Below are 16528 nucleotides of genomic sequence, written 5' to 3'. Positions count from 1 at the left end.
AAATGATAATTGGGTGTTCCATGTGACCACTAAAAAACAATAAATATTAACACATGAAAGTTTTATTTAAAAACATCAAGGAATTACTTCAAATTAGAGATGAAAACACTCGTTTTGTCTCTGGAAAATCCATGAATGAGTTACCAACGATTAAAGATGCTTTTCTTCTCGTAAAAAATGATGTGATTTATGATTTTGGTCCGATGAAAGACTGTCCCGATGGAGCGGTAGACCATGTGGTTGATGCTACAGGTAAAATGGTTTTACCAACTTGGTGCGATTCACACACCCATTTGGTTTATGCTGGTCAGCGTGAAGGCGAATTTGTAGATAAAATAAAAGGATTAAGCTATCAAGACATTGCCAATAAAGGTGGAGGGATATTAAACTCTGCTAAAAAAGTTCAAAATATATCAGAAAGTGAACTGTATAAGCAAACCAAAAGACGCTTAGATGAAATCATAGCCTTAGGTACAGGTGCTGTTGAAATTAAATCAGGGTACGGGTTAACTTTAGAAGCTGAATTAAAAATGCTTAGCGTGATTAAGCGCTTAAAGGAAAATCATCAAATCCCTATTAAGGCCACATTTTTGGGGGCTCATGCTGTTCCTGAAGAGTATAAGAATAATAAAGTCGGTTACGTCGATCATATCATTAAAGAAATGATTCCTTTAGTTGCTGAAGCTAGGCTTGCCGATTTTGTAGATGTGTTTTGTGAAAAGGGGTATTTTACTGTTGAAGATACTAATCGCATCTTAGAAGCCGGAAAGTTGCATGGTTTACAAGCCAAAATTCATGTGAATCAGTTTAATTCAATAGGAGGGGTGCAAGCAGGAGTGAAACAAAAAGCATTATCGGTAGACCATTTGGAAGTCATGAAATATGAAGATATTGTGGTTTTAGAAAATTCTAAAACCATGCCTGTAGCCTTGCCAGGTTGTTCCTTCTTTTTAAGCATTCCATTTGCTCCAGGCAGAAAAATGATTGATGCCGGACTGCCTTTAGCACTTGCCACCGATTATAATCCGGGGTCGTCACCTTCAGGAAATATGAATTTTGCGGTATCGGCAGCCTGTATAAAAATGAAATTAACGCCAGAAGAAGCCATCAATGCAGCGACTATAAACGGCGCCTACGCCATGGGCCTAGAACATAAAGTAGGGTCAATTACCAAAGGAAAACAAGCCAACTTGATCTTAACAAAAGCTATCAGTTCTTATCACTTTATACCATATTCATTCGGAAATCATCAAATCGAACGTGTTTATTTGAATGGGGTAGAGGTGGTTTGATATTGGTGTTTAATTATGTAATTGTTTAACTGTGTAATCGGTAAGAGTAGATGTGTGTAGATCTGGTTTTAGCTAGAAAAGCCATTTTCAAAACATTTCTGTTAGCTCCGCTAGGTATCTTCGATAAAACCAGTGGTTTTCATCTCGATAATCCTCGAGGACACAATGCGACACATGTACTATTAATTGTTGAAAGTATGAAGATTAATTTCAGCCAACTGATGAATTAAGAACGCGAATCACTATCCCCTTTAGGGGATTATAGGGGTGTTTCATTGTTGAGCTGTGATTACTGGAAAACAAATGTTGAAACCTATAAGTTGGTAATTATTTTTTATTGATTCGAATTCGGTGTATATTTACATCAAACAAATAAATTATGCCAAGACAAAGTATATCATTCACAAAGCCAAACGATGAATGGCTAAAAACTCAAGTGGATAGTAAAGAATATTCAAGTAAGAGCGAACTAGTAAATGATTTAATTAGACAAGCTCGAAAACAGCAAATTGAAGTTAACTGGATACGAGCTAAATTAGAGAAAGCCGAAGATAACGGGTTTACAAGTGAAAGTAAAAATGACATCCTAGCGCAATCAAAGTCTTTGCTTAATGGCTAAATATAGATTAAGTAATGAAGCTAAAAATGATTTGATACGCATTCATCATTATGGTGTGAAAAAATTTGGAATTACTCAAGCGGACAAATACTTTGAATCATTTTTTAAATATTTTGAAATTATTGCTCAAAGACCCTTTTCATTCGAATCGGTTGACTATATAAAAAAGGACTACAGACGTTGTGTTTGTGGCGTTGATAGTATTTATTTTAAAGTAAATAAGGACATTGTAGAGATAATGGCAATTATAGGAAGACAAGATTTGAATGAAAAATTGTAGCTTCTATCAATAAAAAGCCGTCTATTGAACCCTCAATTACACAATTACACAAATCAACAATAATCCTACCCTCGAACCACAAAATCCTCCCGAACCTGTTCCTTTCTAAAAAAAACAAATCCCCAGAAAAAAGTATTGATACTCACGGTGACTTTAGGATGTTTTTTTATGATTTCCCAGGCTTCAGTCATGCCTTCAGACCAATAAATATCATCAAAAATAAAAACAGAATCATTTGTAGCAGTTGGTAACAAGGCCTCAAAATAGGCTAAAGTGGCTTCCTTTTGATGATTGCCATCAAAGAAAATCAGATCGTAAGTATTTGAATGAAGTTTTTGTATTTCCGAAGAAAAATCTCCTGTAATAGCGGTTATATTATTAAGGTTTTGGTCTTTAAATGCTGCTTTCGAGAATGATGAAATATTCGGACACCCTTCAATGGTGGTGATGTTGGCACTCGGATTACCAAGACTTAAAGCTTGCGTAGCAATCCCTAAGGAAGTTCCTAATTCAAGAATGTTTTGAGGTTTAAGATAAGCGCTTAAGCGGTATAAAAGCTTGGCGCGTTTTGTTGTAGATCCAGCGTTTTTTGCCATGCTAGAAATCTTACGCTTTTGGTGACTCATCACTTGGGAACCCGCACCTAAATCGGTGACTTTAATAAGCTCATGATTTTGAAGCAGCTTTTTTCTATAATCTGAAATACGATCGTATGCGGCGTACTGCTTACGGTCATAAAAACATTTCGTCACTAAATCATAAACAAAAGGCGAATGCACCCCATGTTGATTTGTAGATTTTAGGAGGAATTTAAAATATTGAATGATTTGGTAGGTCATTTTTTTAGTTTTCAGTCTCAGTCTCAGTCTCAGTCTCAGTCTCAGTCTCAGTCTCAGTCTCAGTCTCGGTTTTCAGTTGTCAGTTTCAGTTTACAGACCTGAGTCAAGTTTAGAATGTTCTACATTAGCTGTGCCACACTTTATAACCTTATTACTTTATTACTGTGCAACTTTGGTTCTTTGAAACTCAGCCACTTTGAAACTATCCATTATTCATTATTAATTATTCACTCTTCATTATTCCCCCTCCAATTTAGCCGATAACTCAAACCAACGCGCTTCTTTCTCATCCATGGTATCAATAATTTTCTGTAAATCTTCAGAGAGTTTATTTATTTGTTCCTGTGTGAGGTCTGGATTGTTGAATTTGTTTTCTAGTTCTTTTTTATCGTAGGCTAAGGAGTTTAGCTTGCTTTCAATGTTTTTTAACTCCTTTTCTTCGTTATACGAGAGTTTAGCAGCTTCGTTTTGTTGTTTCGATTTGCTGTCTTTTTTGTCTTCTGTAGTGGTTGAAATTACAGGCTGGCTGTCTTCATAAACGCGGTAATCCGTATAGTTTCCAGGGAAATCTTCAATGACGCCTTCGCCTCTAAAAACAAATAAATGATCGACCACCTTATCCATGAAATAACGGTCGTGCGATACTACAATGATACAACCAGGGAAGTCCAGAAGGAAACTTTCAAGGACATTTAAGGTGACTATATCAAGGTCGTTAGTAGGCTCATCAAGAATTAAAAAATTCGGATTTTGAATTAAAACCGTACACAAATACAAGCGTTTACGTTCGCCACCACTAAGTTTTTCAACAAAATCATATTGCTTTTTTCTACTAAATAGAAAGCGTTCTAAAAGTTGTTGTGCACTAATTTGACGACCTTTTTTTAAGGGGATATAATCGCCAAATTCACGAATCACATCAATAACCTTTTGCTCTGGTTTAATGGTAATACCACTTTGTGTGTAGTATCCAAATTTCACCGTTTCACCTTTAACCACTTTTCCGGCGTCTGGTTGCGCAGTTTGGGTAAGGATATTTAAAAAAGTGGTTTTTCCCGTACCGTTTTTACCTATAATACCGACGCGTTCACCTTTTTTGAACGTGTAATCGAATCCGTCAAGAATCACCTTCTCCTTAAAGGCTTTCCCTACTTTATGAAACTCAAGGATTTTACTTCCCAGACGTTCCATGTTGAGTTCTAACTGTACCTGGTGGTCGTTTCTGCGTTGGTGAGCGCGGTGTTTAATATCGGCAAAATCGTCAATTCTAGATTTCGATTTGGTTGTTCTCGCTTTAGGTTGGCGACGCATCCAATCCAGTTCCTTTTTAAAGAGTTGTTTGGCTTTACCGGTTTCAACGGCTTCACGTTCAATACGCGCTTCACGTTTTTCGAGGTAATAGGAGTAGTTACCCTTGTAGCTGTACATCTGACCTTCATCCAACTCGATAATCTCGTTACACACACGTTCTAAAAAGTAACGGTCGTGCGTTACCATAAAAAGGGTGATATTTTCCTTGGCAAAAAATGCTTCAAGCCACTCAATCATCTCCAGATCTAAATGGTTGGTAGGCTCATCAAGAATTAACAAATCTGGTTTGTTAATTAAAGCATTGGCAAGCGCCAGACGTTTTTTTTGTCCGCCTGAAAGCACACTAACCTTTTGATCTAATTTTTCAAGTTTAAGTTTGAAAAGAATTTGTTTATATAAGGTTTCAAAATCCCAGGCCTGATGACGTTCCATAGCGTCAAAAGCCGCTTGGTAAGCATCAGTGTCATTCGGGTTTAAAAGTGATTTTTCGTAATTAGCAATCACCTTTAAAATCGGATTGTCGCTGGCAAAAATGGTTTCTTCAACAGTGAGCGCCGGATCAAATTTAGGATCCTGAGACAAAAAGGACACTTTAATGTCTTTCCTGTAAATCACATTTCCTGAATCGGCTTGATCATCTCCTGAAAGAATATTTAAAATGGACGTTTTTCCAGTCCCATTTTTAGCTACAAAGGCTATTTTTTGATCTTTATGAACACTAAAAGAAATGTCTTCAAAAAGCACATGCTCCCCGTATGATTTTGATATGTTTTCAACCGTTAAATAATTCAAAGTCTATTTATTTTTTTGCAAATAACGGACAAAAAACTAAAAAGGCCTTATAAGGGTAGGTGGTTTTTGTTGAAAAGGGAGTGAGGAAGTGGGATGTCACACCGCCTGTAGTCCCCTCTAGGGGACAATGCCTCGCGTTTCCATTTGTAAAAATTCAAAGAACGAAGCACAAATTTACCCCAAAAGCCAAATCAATGGCGATAACCAGTATCCTCTTGAGGACAATCAAGATGGAAACATTGTTTTTATTGAAGATACCTAGCGTAGCTAATTGAGGGGGGCTTGGCGTTACACCCCTGTGGTCCCCTCAAGGGGACAATGCCTTGCGTTTACTATTTGTAAAAATTGAAAGCACAAACCATAATTTTACCCCAAAAGCAAAATCAAAAACGCATACCAATATCCCCTAGAGGGGATCATAGGGGTGTTTTAAAGGTTGGGGTATTACAGAGCGCAGCTAATAGGGGTGTATTTTATGTGAGCTAAATTCAGTGGTAAATATTAATACCATATTCACATATACTTGCAATATATTTAATTTGAAGTATTTTTACTACAAAGAAATAAATCAAACCAAACTATTTTGAGAAATAAAATTATCCCCTATAATCCAGAATTAAAAGATTTAGCAAGACAACTTCGAAAAAACAGCACCCTACCAGAAGTTATTCTTTGGCAAAAAATAAAAAAACGAGCTTTTGGTGTTCAGTTTCATAGACAAGTACCAATGTTAAAATACATCGTTGATTTTTTTTGTCACGAAATAGGATTAGCTATTGAAATAGATGGAAGTAGTCATGATTATAGTTTTTTATATGATGCTAAACGTCAAGGTGATTTAGAAGCGTATGGTATTAGGTTTTTAAGGTTTTCAAATTCAGAGGTGAAAAATAATTTATTTAGCGTGTTATTAACGATTCAGGAAGCTGTTGATGAGTTGAAGTAGGCGTTACACCCCTGTGGTCCCCTCAAGGGGACAATGCCTTACGTTTACTATTTGTAAAAATTGAAAGCACAAACCATAATTTTACCCCAAAAGCCAAATCAAAAACGAGAACCAATATCCCCTGGAGGGGATTATAGGGGTGTTTTTAGAGGTTTGACATATTACCTAGCGTAGCTAATAGGGGTGTAATCCCCCAACAAAACAAAAAAAACAGCATAAGTTTCATGGTTCATATCGAAAAGTTATATTTGTGTGAATAAAACGAACCCTGTATGAAGAAATGGTTTCTTGTGATTTTGGTCATAATAAACACTGTTTTCGTGTCCTGTATTACAAACAAAGATGTCGTGTATTTACAAGATAACGGCGATGGTACCGATAGTATCCCTGTATTACGAGAGTTGCCAAAACCGTATAAAGTTCAAGTTAACGACCTTTTAAGTATTAATGTTAAGGCTTTGGACGAAGAACTTACCAGAATTTTTAACCCGGTTGCAACCACTTCGACGGCCGGTGGAAATAATGGACAAAGTCAGGCTTCTCTGTATTTTAATGGTTTTACGGTAGATGATCATGGTAAAATAAAGTTTCCTATTTTAGGAGAAATTACCGTTTTAGGGTATACCACAACTGAAATTGAAGAAATTGTTAAACAGGAATTGTTAGATCAGTACTTTAAAGAAACGGCTGAGTTATTTGTCACCGTTAGGCTTCCAGGAGTTACCTATACGGTAACTGGTGAGGTTAACGGAACCGGTATTTATACCATTTTTGAAGACCGTGTAAATATTATTGATGCACTCGCTAATGCAGGAGACATCAGTTTAACGGGTAATAGAAAAGATGTGCTTATTGTAAGGCAGTATCCCGACGGACAACGGATTCATCATATCGATTTAACCGATATTAAAGCAATGAATTCACCCTATTATTACATTCAGCCTAACGATATTATTTTAGTAAAACCATTAAAACGTAAAGTTATTGGTGCCGGACAAACAGTGATGCAAAATTTTGCAACAATCATGTCTATTTTAGCGGGAATGACGTCTATTTACGTATTAACCAAAAGTTTATAAAGCCAGACTATGACAGAAGAATTTGAAACTTCAGAATCATCGGCAGCGAGCTTTGACATAAAAAAGTTTTTATTTAGAGCCCTTAGCTATTGGAAGTTATTTGTGTTGCTTCTTGCTATTGGGATTTTCTTCGTGTATCAAAAAAACATACGTGAGGAGTTTTCATACCGCTTAGGAACCAAAATTTCTATTGAAGACGATAGTAACCCATTGTTCACATCCAACGCCAGTTTAACTTTTAACTGGGGTGGGGTTACGGCAAAAGTGCAAACCATGATTGTGACACTAAAATCCAGATCGCATCATGAAAAAGTGGTAGAGCGCTTGGAGTTTTATAAAACCTATTTAAAAGAAGGACGCTTCAGAAAACAAGATATTTATAAAGCAGCGCCGTTTCGTTTTTATCAAGATAATAGCTATCCGCAGCTTATTAATAATCCTATTAAAATCACCTTTTTAGAACAAGATGCTTTTGAACTTGAAGTAGATTTTACAGGAACGACAGCCACGGTTCAAAATTTTAATACTAAAGAAATTACTCATGTGGATGTGCCTTTGGGGGTATTTAAGCAACGGTTTAAGTTAGGAGAATCTATTGAGTTGCCCTTTTTAAAAGGAGTTGTAAGGTTAGCCGAAAACCGCATAGCAACCTCGGGAGATACGTTTTTTATTCAATTTAATAATTTCGACGGCGTTGTGGCAAGTTATAATGCGCGCATGGCGATTTCAAACGAGCGTACGTCTCCCATTTTAGATATCACACTAATCGATAAAAACAAAGAAAAAATTGTTGACTACTTAAATATGGTTGTCGATGTTTTAAGTGAAGATGAGTTAAGTCGGAAAAACCAATATGTAACCAATGCCATTAAGTTTATAGATGAACAAATTGCACGTGTTAAAGTTGAAATGACCGATAATGTTGAAGAACTCAACGATTACCGCAAGGAAAATAAAATCTATCAACTAGACACAGATGGGAGTTTATTGAATGAGAAGCTTTCCAACTATGAGTTAGAGAAGGAGGCTATAAATAAGCAATTGGATTATTATGCAAATCTTAAAAACTACTTACTGACTAGTAATTCATTTACAGAAGTTCCTGCACCATCTATTGCGGGAGTAACCGACGGGAATATTCTATCCAACGTTTCTAAAATTAATGAGCTTTCGGTTCAAAAATCAAAATTACAATATTCGGTTAAAGAAGATGCTTCTATTTTTAGTGATTTAAACCGACAAATAGAAGGCTTGAAAAACGTGCTTTTAGAGAACATCAGTTCGGTATCCAGTGTATTACGCCGTGATTTGGAAAGCGTTTATGGTAATCTTCATAAATTGGAATCGGAATTTAGCAAACTCCCAGAAGATCAGCAGAAGCTGCTAACCATGAAGCGCCAATATACCCTTAGCGAGCAAACCTATAACGTGTTTTTAGCCAAGCGCGGGGAAGCCGAAATCATTAAAGCCTCCAATGTTTCCGATATTTTGGTAGTCGATAAAGCTAAAAATACAGGAGCCACGGTTTTAGGTAGAAATTTAAATGTACGTTACGTTTTTGCGTTTTTTGCAGCTTTATTAGTTCCTATGGTTATAGCGTTTATACTCACGTTTTTAGACCGCAATATCCACAGCCCGGTAGATATCGAAAAATTAACGTCTATCCCGCTATTAGGAGTTATTGGGAAGAATGTTTTAGATGATAATTTGGTAGTGCATAGAAAACCTAAATCGGCTGTAGCTGAGTCTTTCCGTGCTATTCGAAGCAATTTACAGTATTATTATCGTACAAAGGATTTTGAAAGTACGAAAACATTAATGATCACTTCATCGGTTAGTGGTGAAGGAAAAACTTTTTGTTCCATTAATATGGCTACGGTTTTCGCTTTAAGCGGAAAGAAAACGGTACTGTTAGGGTTAGACCTTAGGAAACCTAAAATTTTCGGTGATTTTAAGATTAAAAACGATTTAGGTGTTGTAAACTACTTGATTGGGCAATCTACTTTGGAAGAAGTAACCCAGAAAACAGATGTCGAGAATCTAGATTTGATTGTTTCTGGACCTATACCGCCTAATCCTTCGGAGTTATTGCTTGGCGAACGTATGAAAGCTTTAATTTCCGAATTAAAATCCAAATACGATTATATCGTTCTGGATACACCGCCGGTGGGACTGGTTGCCGATGCCCTAGAGTTACTCGATTTTGTGGATGCTTCCATTTATGTGGTGCGTCAGGATTATACAAAAAGAGATATGCTTAATTTTATTAATGAAAAGCATAAAAGCAAGCAAATTAAAAACATTAGCTTAGTGTATAATGGTTACGATCAAAAAGCCAAATACGGCTACGGTTATGGCTATGGCTACGGTTATGGCTACGGCTATGGGAACTATGCTAATGGGTATCATGAAGAGGCTAAAGCTAAAGGTGGGATTTGGAATAAAATTAAAAAGATGTTTGTAAAGGGCTAAAAAGGACGTTTATTAGAATGAACAAGTGATTTTTAAGTTGTTAATTATTAAATAAGCATAATATTGAATCAAAATAAAGACAAGTGGCTTTATACCATATCACCTAAAAGAAAATTAATAGAGCTGAATTTTGAAGAAATTTGGCGCTATAAGGATTTGTTGTTCCTTTTTGTTAAACGTGATATTATTACGGTTTACAAACAAACCATTTTGGGACCTTTATGGTATTTAATTCAGCCTTTATTTACAACCCTTACTTTCACTCTAATATTTAATAATTTAGCCAATATTCCAACCGGAAATGGTATTCCTGCGTTTTTATTTAATTTGGCAGGATTAAGCTGCTGGGATTATTTTAGTACCTGTTTAACCAGTACGAGTAATACTTTCAAGTCTAACCAAGGCATTTTTGGAAAAGTGTACTTTCCAAGAGTAATAACACCGTTGTCGGTAGTCATTTCAAATTTGGTTCGTTTCGGAATTCGATTATTGGTGTTCACAGGCTTTTATGTTTATTTCGTGTTTTTTACAGATGCCGCGTCTAATGCTTCTCCTACATATGCCTTATTGTTGCTACCTGTATTAATAGCGCTCATGGCTTTATTAGGCTTAGGTATTGGGATGATAATATCTTCGTTAACCACAAAGTATAGAGATTTAACCTATTTGGTAGGTTTTGGAATGCAACTACTCATGTATGGCTCGGCAGTTATGTATCCCTTATCATATTTTAAAGAAAAATTACCAGAGTATTCGTGGATCATAGAGTATAATCCCGTTACCACATTTATCGAGTTGTTTCGATATATGACTTTAGGAGTAGGGCAGTTTTCTGTGACTGCTTTTTTATACGCTTTAGGCATGAGTGTAGTTTGTTTTTTACTTGGTTTAATCGTTTTTAATAGAACAGAAAAAAGCTTTATAGATACCGTTTAAAATGATGGAAAAAGATATTATTTTAAAAGCAGATAAAATTTCTAAGCAATATAAATTAGGCTTAGTTGGTACGGGTTCTATTAATGACGACTTAAAACGTTGGTGGTACAAAATAAGAGGTAAAGAAAATCCGTTTTTAAAAATAGGAGAAAGTAACGACCGTAGCACGAAAGGGAGTTCCGATTATGTTTGGGCACTTCAAGATATTAATTTTGAAGTAGAACGTGGTGAAGTCGTGGGTATTATCGGTAAAAACGGGGCAGGAAAATCAACGTTGCTGAAAATTTTATCCAAAGTTACAAGTCCCACAACTGGCGAAATAAAAACGAAAGGACGTATTGCGTCGCTTTTAGAAGTGGGTACAGGTTTTCACGGCGAAATGACAGGGCGTGAAAACATATACCTAAACGGTGCTATTTTAGGAATGACCAAAAAGGAGATTGTTTCTAAAATAGATGAAATTATAGATTTTTCTGGCTGCCAACGTTATATCGATACGCCTGTAAAAAGGTACAGTTCGGGTATGACGGTGCGTTTAGCCTTTGCTGTAGCGGCTTTTTTAGAACCTGAAATTTTAGTGATCGATGAGGTGCTTGCCGTAGGTGATGCCGAATTTCAAAAGAAAGCTATTGGGAAAATGCAGGATATTTCTAAAGGAGAAGGCCGTACCGTTCTTTTTGTAAGTCATAATATGGCAGCGGTAAAAAATCTATGTAGTAGAGCATTACTTTTAGAAAATGGTATAATTACATTTAATGGAAATGTTGATAATTGTATAGATCAGTATTTATCCGCTGAAAGAAATGATGTTGTTGATATCTCTCAGTATAAAAATAGACAAGGTAAAGGTCATGTTAGAATAATAGATTTGGATGTATTTAACGATAAATTAAAAAAAATTAATTTAAATCAATTTAAGAGTGGGTATGATTATAAATTTGAAATTAAGGTTGAAAATTTATCTTCACAAAAAAGAGATATACATATAGGTATGTCACTATTTTCTACGAAAGGCCAACTTTTGACAGCAAGTGGCTCAGAATATTTTCTTGAAAAGATTTATATTGATGGAAAAGAAATAAAAGTGATTAAACTTAGTATACCATCTTTACCATTAACAGAAGGGGAATATGTTTTAAATCTATCTTGTAAATCTGATTTAAATGGATTAGAAGATTTTATTAAAGATTCTTTAATAATAAATGTTGAAAATATAATATCAACAGAAAGAAATATAACTAAGTTTCCACGTGAAATGATACAAATAAATCATGATTGGTCACAGTAAAAAACAAATAATAGGAGTAACTCGAGTTAGAAACGAAGAGTTTTTAATAAAAGATGTTTTAGATCATTTAGCTAATTATTTAGATGGTGTTATTGTGTATGATGATGCCTCTACTGATAAAACATTACATATATTAAAGAGACACCATTTAGTATTAGAAGTAATTGAAAATAAAATTTGGGAATCTGATAGAGAACAAAGAAGTAAAGCTGAAGGGGGACATAGGCAGTTGTTGTTTGATAAAGCTAAAGCATATAAGCCAGAGTGGATTTATGTATTTGATGCTGATGAGTTTGTAGAATTTAAAGAAAATTTAAACATTGCAGACAATAATGTAGATGCCTACTACTTTAGACTGTTTGATTATTATATAACAGCTAAAGACGTAAATAAAAAATATTCAGAAAGAGAGTTTATTGGTCCAGAATATAGGGATATACCTATGATGTTTAGGGCTACTTTAGATTTGAAATTTCATTCTAGAGTACCTAGAGGGTTTCAAAATAAGAAATTTGGAGGTTATGTTAAACATTATGGAAAAGCGATAACGATAGAATCTTGGGAAAGAAAGTGTAGATACTATATAAATCATTTAATAGAAAAACAACCGGGAGATATTGATATCAGTGAAAAGTGGCAAAAACGATTAGGGAAAGCTATACATGAAAAATCAGATTTTTTTAATGACTTAATTAAATGGGAGGATAAAAATGAGTTTGGAGTTGAGCTTTCTGCAGAAATAGAAAAATTAACAACTATAAACCTTAATATTCTTGTGGCTAATAGTAGTTTAGATACTGTTGGAGGTTCAGAAACTTTTACTTATGCTGTTTTAGAAGAATTAAAAAAATATCCAAATTTTAATGTAGAATATTTTACTTTTAATAAAGGAGAGATCTCAAATAGAATTGAGAAAGTGTTGGGAATCAACTTTATGTCTCTAAAAAAGTATGATTTGATCTTAGCAAATCATTATACAGTAGTAAATGAACTATATAAATTCGGTTTTGTCATTCAAACCTGTCATGGAATTTATCCGAAATTAGAACAGCCGAGTAAGAAGGCTAATGGTTATGTTGCAATATCCCAAGAGGTTCAAAGTCATTTAGCAAATAAGGGGGTTGTAAGTAAGTTAATTTATAATTCGATTAACCTTACTCGTTTTTACCCCAAAAAAACTATTAATAAGATCCCAAAAGTTTTATTAAGTTTATGTCATTCAGAAGATGCAAATAAAACAATTAAAGAATTAGCAGAGCAACTAGAGTTAGCGTATTTAGAGGCTTACAAATATAAAGATCCTATTTGGAAAGTAGAGGATTTGATTAATCAAGCAGACATTGTTTTTGGACTAGGTCGATCTGCTTATGAGGCTATGTCTTGTGGACGACCAGTCTTAGTGTATGATGCTAGAAGATATTTTCCGAGTTATTCCGATGGTTATGTCAAAAATATTTTGGGATTCAGTTTGCTTAATAATTGTTCTGGAAGATATAGTAAAAAACAATTGACTATAGAGGACTTAAAAAAGGAAGTCAAGAAGTATAATTTTTATGACAGTATGTTTTTTAGAGATTTTTCAAAAAAGGAATTAGATATTAGAAAAAATATTGCGAAATATATTGACTATTATTTAGTTTTAAAGGAACTAGAATACAATCGTAGGTTTTCTACTAAACTAAAAAACATTGTAAAAAAAATAAAAAAGAAAGTTTTAAATATTTTAAAAAAAACTATAAAAAAATTAAACTTCAAAATAGTATACAATTCCTTTTGAAAAAAATAAAATATGCTAACAACTATAGTAATAGTAACATACAACGGAATGCCATGGATAAAACGTTGTTTGGAAAGTTGTGCCAAATACTCTACTGTAGTCATTGATAATGCTTCTACCGACGAGACGGTTGCTTTTGTTAAAAAGCAATTTCCCGAGGTTAAAATATTAGCCCAGGACAAAAATTTAGGTTTCGGTCAAGCAAATAATCTTGGAATGAGCTATGCTTTAAAAGAAGGTGCAGAACACGTTTTTTTATTAAATCAAGATGCTTATTTATTTCCAGATACTATTGAGGTTTTACTAGATTTTCAAAAACGTAATCCTCTATATTGGGTACTAAGTCCGTTGCACGTTCAAGGTGATGAGCAACGGTTAGACAGGAAATTTTCAAACTATATGAGTTTTGATAAAAACCCAGATTTTTATTCCGATTTTGTTTTAGGTAATACGTTAAAGGATGTATACCCTATTCCTTTTGTGAATGCAGCAGCATGGTTATTGTCTAAAAAATGCTTAGCAACTGTAGGTGGTTTCGATCCTATTTTTTACCATTATGGAGAAGATGATAATTATTGTCAACGTGTGCTATACCATGGGGGTAAAGTTGGAGTGATTCCTACAGCTAAGGTGATTCATGATAGAGAAAATAGAAAATCCCAAGTAATAAAACCGTTTTCTGAAGCTTATTATTCCAACAAAGTTAGAGAATTTAAATATATACATGCAAATGTTAATACATTTAATGAAGCTGGGTTAAATAAAAAGTTGATATTTTATAAAAAACTCTTATTTAAGGCTATCCTTAAAGGAAGTATATCTCAGTTTATAAATTTAAAACTGGAGTTGTTATTGATTAAGCAAGCTAAGTTTGAGATTATAGAGAGTGTGAGAAAAAACAGAACGAAAGGGTTTTCTTATTTAAGTTTTAGTGAGAATAAATAACCCTTTTTTTAATTATTTGAGAGTTCATCAATGATCTTCTCTCCAGAACCTTCCTCTCTCAAATTTAATTTTTATTTTAGCTTCATATACTAAATCATGAGCGAACCCCTTATATCCATTATAATTCCCACATTTAACCGTGCCCATTTAATAAGGGGAACTTTAGATTCGGTACTGGCTCAAACTTACACCAACTGGGAGTGTCTTGTGGTAGATGATGGGAGTACGGATGGCACTGATGCTATTATGGCTGAATACTGTGCAAAAGATGCGCGTTTCCAATACTATCATCGTCCAAAAGATCGTTTGCCGGGAGGGAATGCAGCTCGAAATTATGGATTTGAAGTTAGCAAAGGTGAGTATGTGAATTGGTTTGATGATGATGATATTATGTTACCGGAATTTATAAGTAAAAAAATATATGCTTTTGAGCGAATTAAAACACTACAGTTAGTAATTTGTTCAGGTAGTTTTGCTGATAGTTCTCTTAAAAATCATAATGTTATAGATTTAAAAATAACTAGTTATTTATATAAGGATTATTCGCAATGGAATTTGAAGGTGTTAACACCTTCAGTTTTGTTTAAGAAGGATTTTTTAGCAAATAAGGACTTGTTTAAAACAGAAATATTAAGAGGTCAAGAAACAGAGTTTTTATCAAGGCTTTTTTTTGAATTACCTAAAGAGCAATATTTTATTATAAATAGTTCATTGTTTTTATATAGGCAACATGAGGCAACAAAGACTTCTAAAAATAAAACATATGTTCCAGAATTTAAAAATTCACTTGCATTAAACTGCATAACAAATTTTAAAAGAGTATTAATTTTAAGAGATTCAGAGTTGATAAACCATTTTTATGTTGAAACTATAGGTTATTTTTTTCTAGCCTTAAAAAATGGTGATATTAAAACCTCAAAACATGTTTTTTCAGAATTATCCAAATTATTATTTAAATTGAAAAGTAAAATGTTTTTAGAATTTTTGTTAATAGGAGGGATTTTTATTGGGATTAGAAGGGGTAGTTTTAAAATTGAAAAACGATGGATGAGATTAAAGATATAAAACCCATAGTTTCCATAGTTATTCCTTCTTATAATCGAGCCAATTTTATAGGTGAAACATTGGAAAGTGTGCTGGCCCAAACTTATGATAATTGGGAGTGCATTGTTGTTGATGATGGTAGTACAGATGATACGTGTTTAATTGTAGAAAAATATGTAGCTAAAGATTCAAGATTTCAATTGTACCTTAGAAATTCTAATATTATAAAAGGAGCCAGTTCCTGTAGAAATATAGGTATAGAAAAATCGAAAGGGGTATATATTCAGTTTTTAGATTCAGATGATTTGCTTTCGAACAATAAGTTATTAGATCAGGTTAATGCTTTGCAAAAAAAGGATAGTTTAACTATTTCAACTTGTAGATGGGGGAGATTTAAAATTGTAAACCTGTTGAAGTCGAAGGAGGGGTTTAAATCGTATCAAAATTTTAAAAATGGTATAGATTTACTATTATGTTTTGGAAAACATAATGAGTTTTTACCTCCAATGACTTATTTAATTCCAAAAAAACTTATTGAATTAGCGGGGGGATGGGATGAGTCTTTAAGTAATAATGATGATGGGGAGTTTTTTACTAGGATACTCCTAAATGTTTCAGAAGTTATTTTTGTTGAACCAGCCACAGTGTATTATAGAGATCATCAAAGTGATTTTAAGCTAAGTCGATTAGATAATAGGATTGGTGTTTTAAGCGCTATTAAAAGTTGGAAATTAATTGAGAACCATATTTTTGAGTTCGAAGGTTTAAAAAATACGCAGTATGTCAAAAATGCTAAAAAGTATATATTGAATAGTATGAACTTTCGTTACGCTGATATCGTTTTAGGCAATTTTATTTTTTTTAAAGATGAATTATTTACTAAAATAAAGAAAAAATATTTTGGGTAA

14 protein-coding genes are annotated in these 16528 nt (G+C 33.9%); 12 read left to right on the top strand and 2 right to left on the bottom strand.

What is annotated here, in order from left to right; all coding sequences use genetic code 11:
• Positions 1 to 53: 53 nt before the first annotated feature.
• The 3 genes from hutI to A6I66_RS09605 all read left to right on the top strand — a co-directional run bounded on the left by hutI (position 54) and on the right by A6I66_RS09605 (position 2191).
• A complete protein-coding gene (gene hutI / locus A6I66_RS09620) occupies positions 54 to 1292 on the top strand; it encodes an imidazolonepropionase (protein WP_067148426.1) in 1239 nt (412 codons plus the stop codon).
• Positions 1293 to 1671: 379 nt separating this feature from the next.
• Positions 1672 to 1911 carry a ribbon-helix-helix domain-containing protein gene (locus A6I66_RS09610; protein ID WP_067148420.1) on the top strand — a complete coding sequence of 80 codons (240 nt, stop codon included), beginning with the start codon at positions 1672 to 1674 and terminating at the stop codon, positions 1909 to 1911.
• The gene (locus A6I66_RS09605; RefSeq protein ID WP_067148417.1) at positions 1904 to 2191 is read left to right on the top strand and encodes a type II toxin-antitoxin system RelE/ParE family toxin; all 288 of its coding nucleotides are present in this window, start codon (positions 1904 to 1906) and stop codon (positions 2189 to 2191) included. The genes A6I66_RS09610 and A6I66_RS09605 overlap by 8 nt, the downstream gene beginning before the upstream one ends.
• Positions 2192 to 2256: 65 nt before the next feature.
• Here A6I66_RS09605 and A6I66_RS09600 read toward each other — a convergent pair whose 3' ends face one another.
• Both A6I66_RS09600 and A6I66_RS09595 read right to left on the bottom strand, forming a co-directional pair.
• Positions 2257 to 3030 (bottom strand): O-methyltransferase, encoded by a 774-nt coding sequence (locus tag A6I66_RS09600; protein ID WP_067148414.1) that lies wholly within the window; start codon positions 3028 to 3030, stop codon positions 2257 to 2259.
• 237 nt (positions 3031 to 3267) lie between these two features.
• Positions 3268 to 5133 carry an ABC-F family ATP-binding cassette domain-containing protein gene (locus A6I66_RS09595; protein ID WP_067148411.1) on the bottom strand — a complete coding sequence of 622 codons (1866 nt, stop codon included), beginning with the start codon at positions 5131 to 5133 and terminating at the stop codon, positions 3268 to 3270.
• Positions 5134 to 5716: 583 nt separating this feature from the next.
• Between A6I66_RS09595 and A6I66_RS09590 the strand changes: the two genes are divergently transcribed.
• The 9 genes from A6I66_RS09590 to A6I66_RS09550 all read left to right on the top strand — a co-directional run bounded on the left by A6I66_RS09590 (position 5717) and on the right by A6I66_RS09550 (position 16528).
• Complete coding sequence (locus A6I66_RS09590) at positions 5717 to 6079, top strand: endonuclease domain-containing protein (protein ID WP_084399615.1); 363 nt, start codon at positions 5717 to 5719, stop codon at positions 6077 to 6079.
• Between the two features lie 272 nt (positions 6080 to 6351).
• The gene (locus A6I66_RS09585) at positions 6352 to 7158 is read left to right on the top strand and encodes a polysaccharide biosynthesis/export family protein (protein ID WP_067148404.1); all 807 of its coding nucleotides are present in this window, start codon (positions 6352 to 6354) and stop codon (positions 7156 to 7158) included.
• A gap of 9 nt (positions 7159 to 7167) precedes the next feature.
• Positions 7168 to 9630, top strand: a complete 2463-nt coding sequence (locus A6I66_RS09580; protein ID WP_067148402.1) for an exopolysaccharide transport family protein — start codon at positions 7168 to 7170, stop codon at positions 9628 to 9630.
• 63 nt (positions 9631 to 9693) lie between these two features.
• Complete coding sequence (locus A6I66_RS09575) at positions 9694 to 10566, top strand: ABC transporter permease (RefSeq protein WP_211267545.1); 873 nt, start codon at positions 9694 to 9696, stop codon at positions 10564 to 10566.
• Positions 10567 to 10570: 4 nt separating this feature from the next.
• Positions 10571 to 11854, top strand: coding sequence for an ABC transporter ATP-binding protein (locus A6I66_RS09570; RefSeq protein WP_067148948.1), 1284 nt, complete (start codon positions 10571 to 10573; stop codon positions 11852 to 11854).
• On the top strand, positions 11838 to 13631 hold the full coding sequence (locus A6I66_RS16495) for a glycosyltransferase family 2 protein (RefSeq protein ID WP_084399612.1): 1794 nt from the start codon (positions 11838 to 11840) through the stop codon (positions 13629 to 13631). The genes A6I66_RS09570 and A6I66_RS16495 overlap by 17 nt, the downstream gene beginning before the upstream one ends.
• A gap of 12 nt (positions 13632 to 13643) precedes the next feature.
• Entirely contained in the window at positions 13644 to 14576 is a 933-nt protein-coding gene (locus A6I66_RS09560) for a glycosyltransferase family 2 protein (protein ID WP_067148395.1), read from the top strand.
• Between the two features lie 96 nt (positions 14577 to 14672).
• Complete coding sequence (locus tag A6I66_RS09555; protein ID WP_067148392.1) at positions 14673 to 15641, top strand: glycosyltransferase family 2 protein; 969 nt, start codon at positions 14673 to 14675, stop codon at positions 15639 to 15641.
• Complete coding sequence (locus tag A6I66_RS09550; RefSeq protein ID WP_067148389.1) at positions 15620 to 16528, top strand: glycosyltransferase family 2 protein; 909 nt, start codon at positions 15620 to 15622, stop codon at positions 16526 to 16528. Before A6I66_RS09555 ends, A6I66_RS09550 begins: the two co-directional genes overlap by 22 nt.

It is taken from the genome of Pseudotamlana agarivorans, from assembly GCF_001642835.1.
GTDB classification, from domain to species: domain Bacteria; phylum Bacteroidota; class Bacteroidia; order Flavobacteriales; family Flavobacteriaceae; genus Pseudotamlana; species Pseudotamlana agarivorans.
This window is presented reverse-complemented; position numbering and strand designations above follow the sequence as displayed.

Bases quoted from the DNA above. Each gene is read 5' to 3' on its own strand.
- hutI (WP_067148426.1), top strand. From the start codon at position 54: ATGAAAGTTTTATTTAAAAACATCAAGGAATTACTTCAAATTAGAGAT.
- A6I66_RS09610 (WP_067148420.1), top strand. From the start codon at position 1,672: ATGCCAAGACAAAGTATATCATTCACAAAGCCAAACGATGAATGGCTA.
- A6I66_RS09605 (WP_067148417.1), top strand. From the start codon at position 1,904: ATGGCTAAATATAGATTAAGTAATGAAGCTAAAAATGATTTGATACGC.
- A6I66_RS09600 (WP_067148414.1), bottom strand. From the start codon at position 3,030: ATGACCTACCAAATCATTCAATATTTTAAATTCCTCCTAAAATCTACA.
- A6I66_RS09585 (WP_067148404.1), top strand. From the start codon at position 6,352: ATGAAGAAATGGTTTCTTGTGATTTTGGTCATAATAAACACTGTTTTC.
- A6I66_RS09580 (WP_067148402.1), top strand. From the start codon at position 7,168: ATGACAGAAGAATTTGAAACTTCAGAATCATCGGCAGCGAGCTTTGAC.
- A6I66_RS09570 (WP_067148948.1), top strand. From the start codon at position 10,571: ATGGAAAAAGATATTATTTTAAAAGCAGATAAAATTTCTAAGCAATAT.
- A6I66_RS16495 (WP_084399612.1), top strand. From the start codon at position 11,838: ATGATTGGTCACAGTAAAAAACAAATAATAGGAGTAACTCGAGTTAGA.
- A6I66_RS09560 (WP_067148395.1), top strand. From the start codon at position 13,644: ATGCTAACAACTATAGTAATAGTAACATACAACGGAATGCCATGGATA.
- A6I66_RS09555 (WP_067148392.1), top strand. From the start codon at position 14,673: ATGAGCGAACCCCTTATATCCATTATAATTCCCACATTTAACCGTGCC.
- A6I66_RS09550 (WP_067148389.1), top strand. From the start codon at position 15,620: ATGGATGAGATTAAAGATATAAAACCCATAGTTTCCATAGTTATTCCT.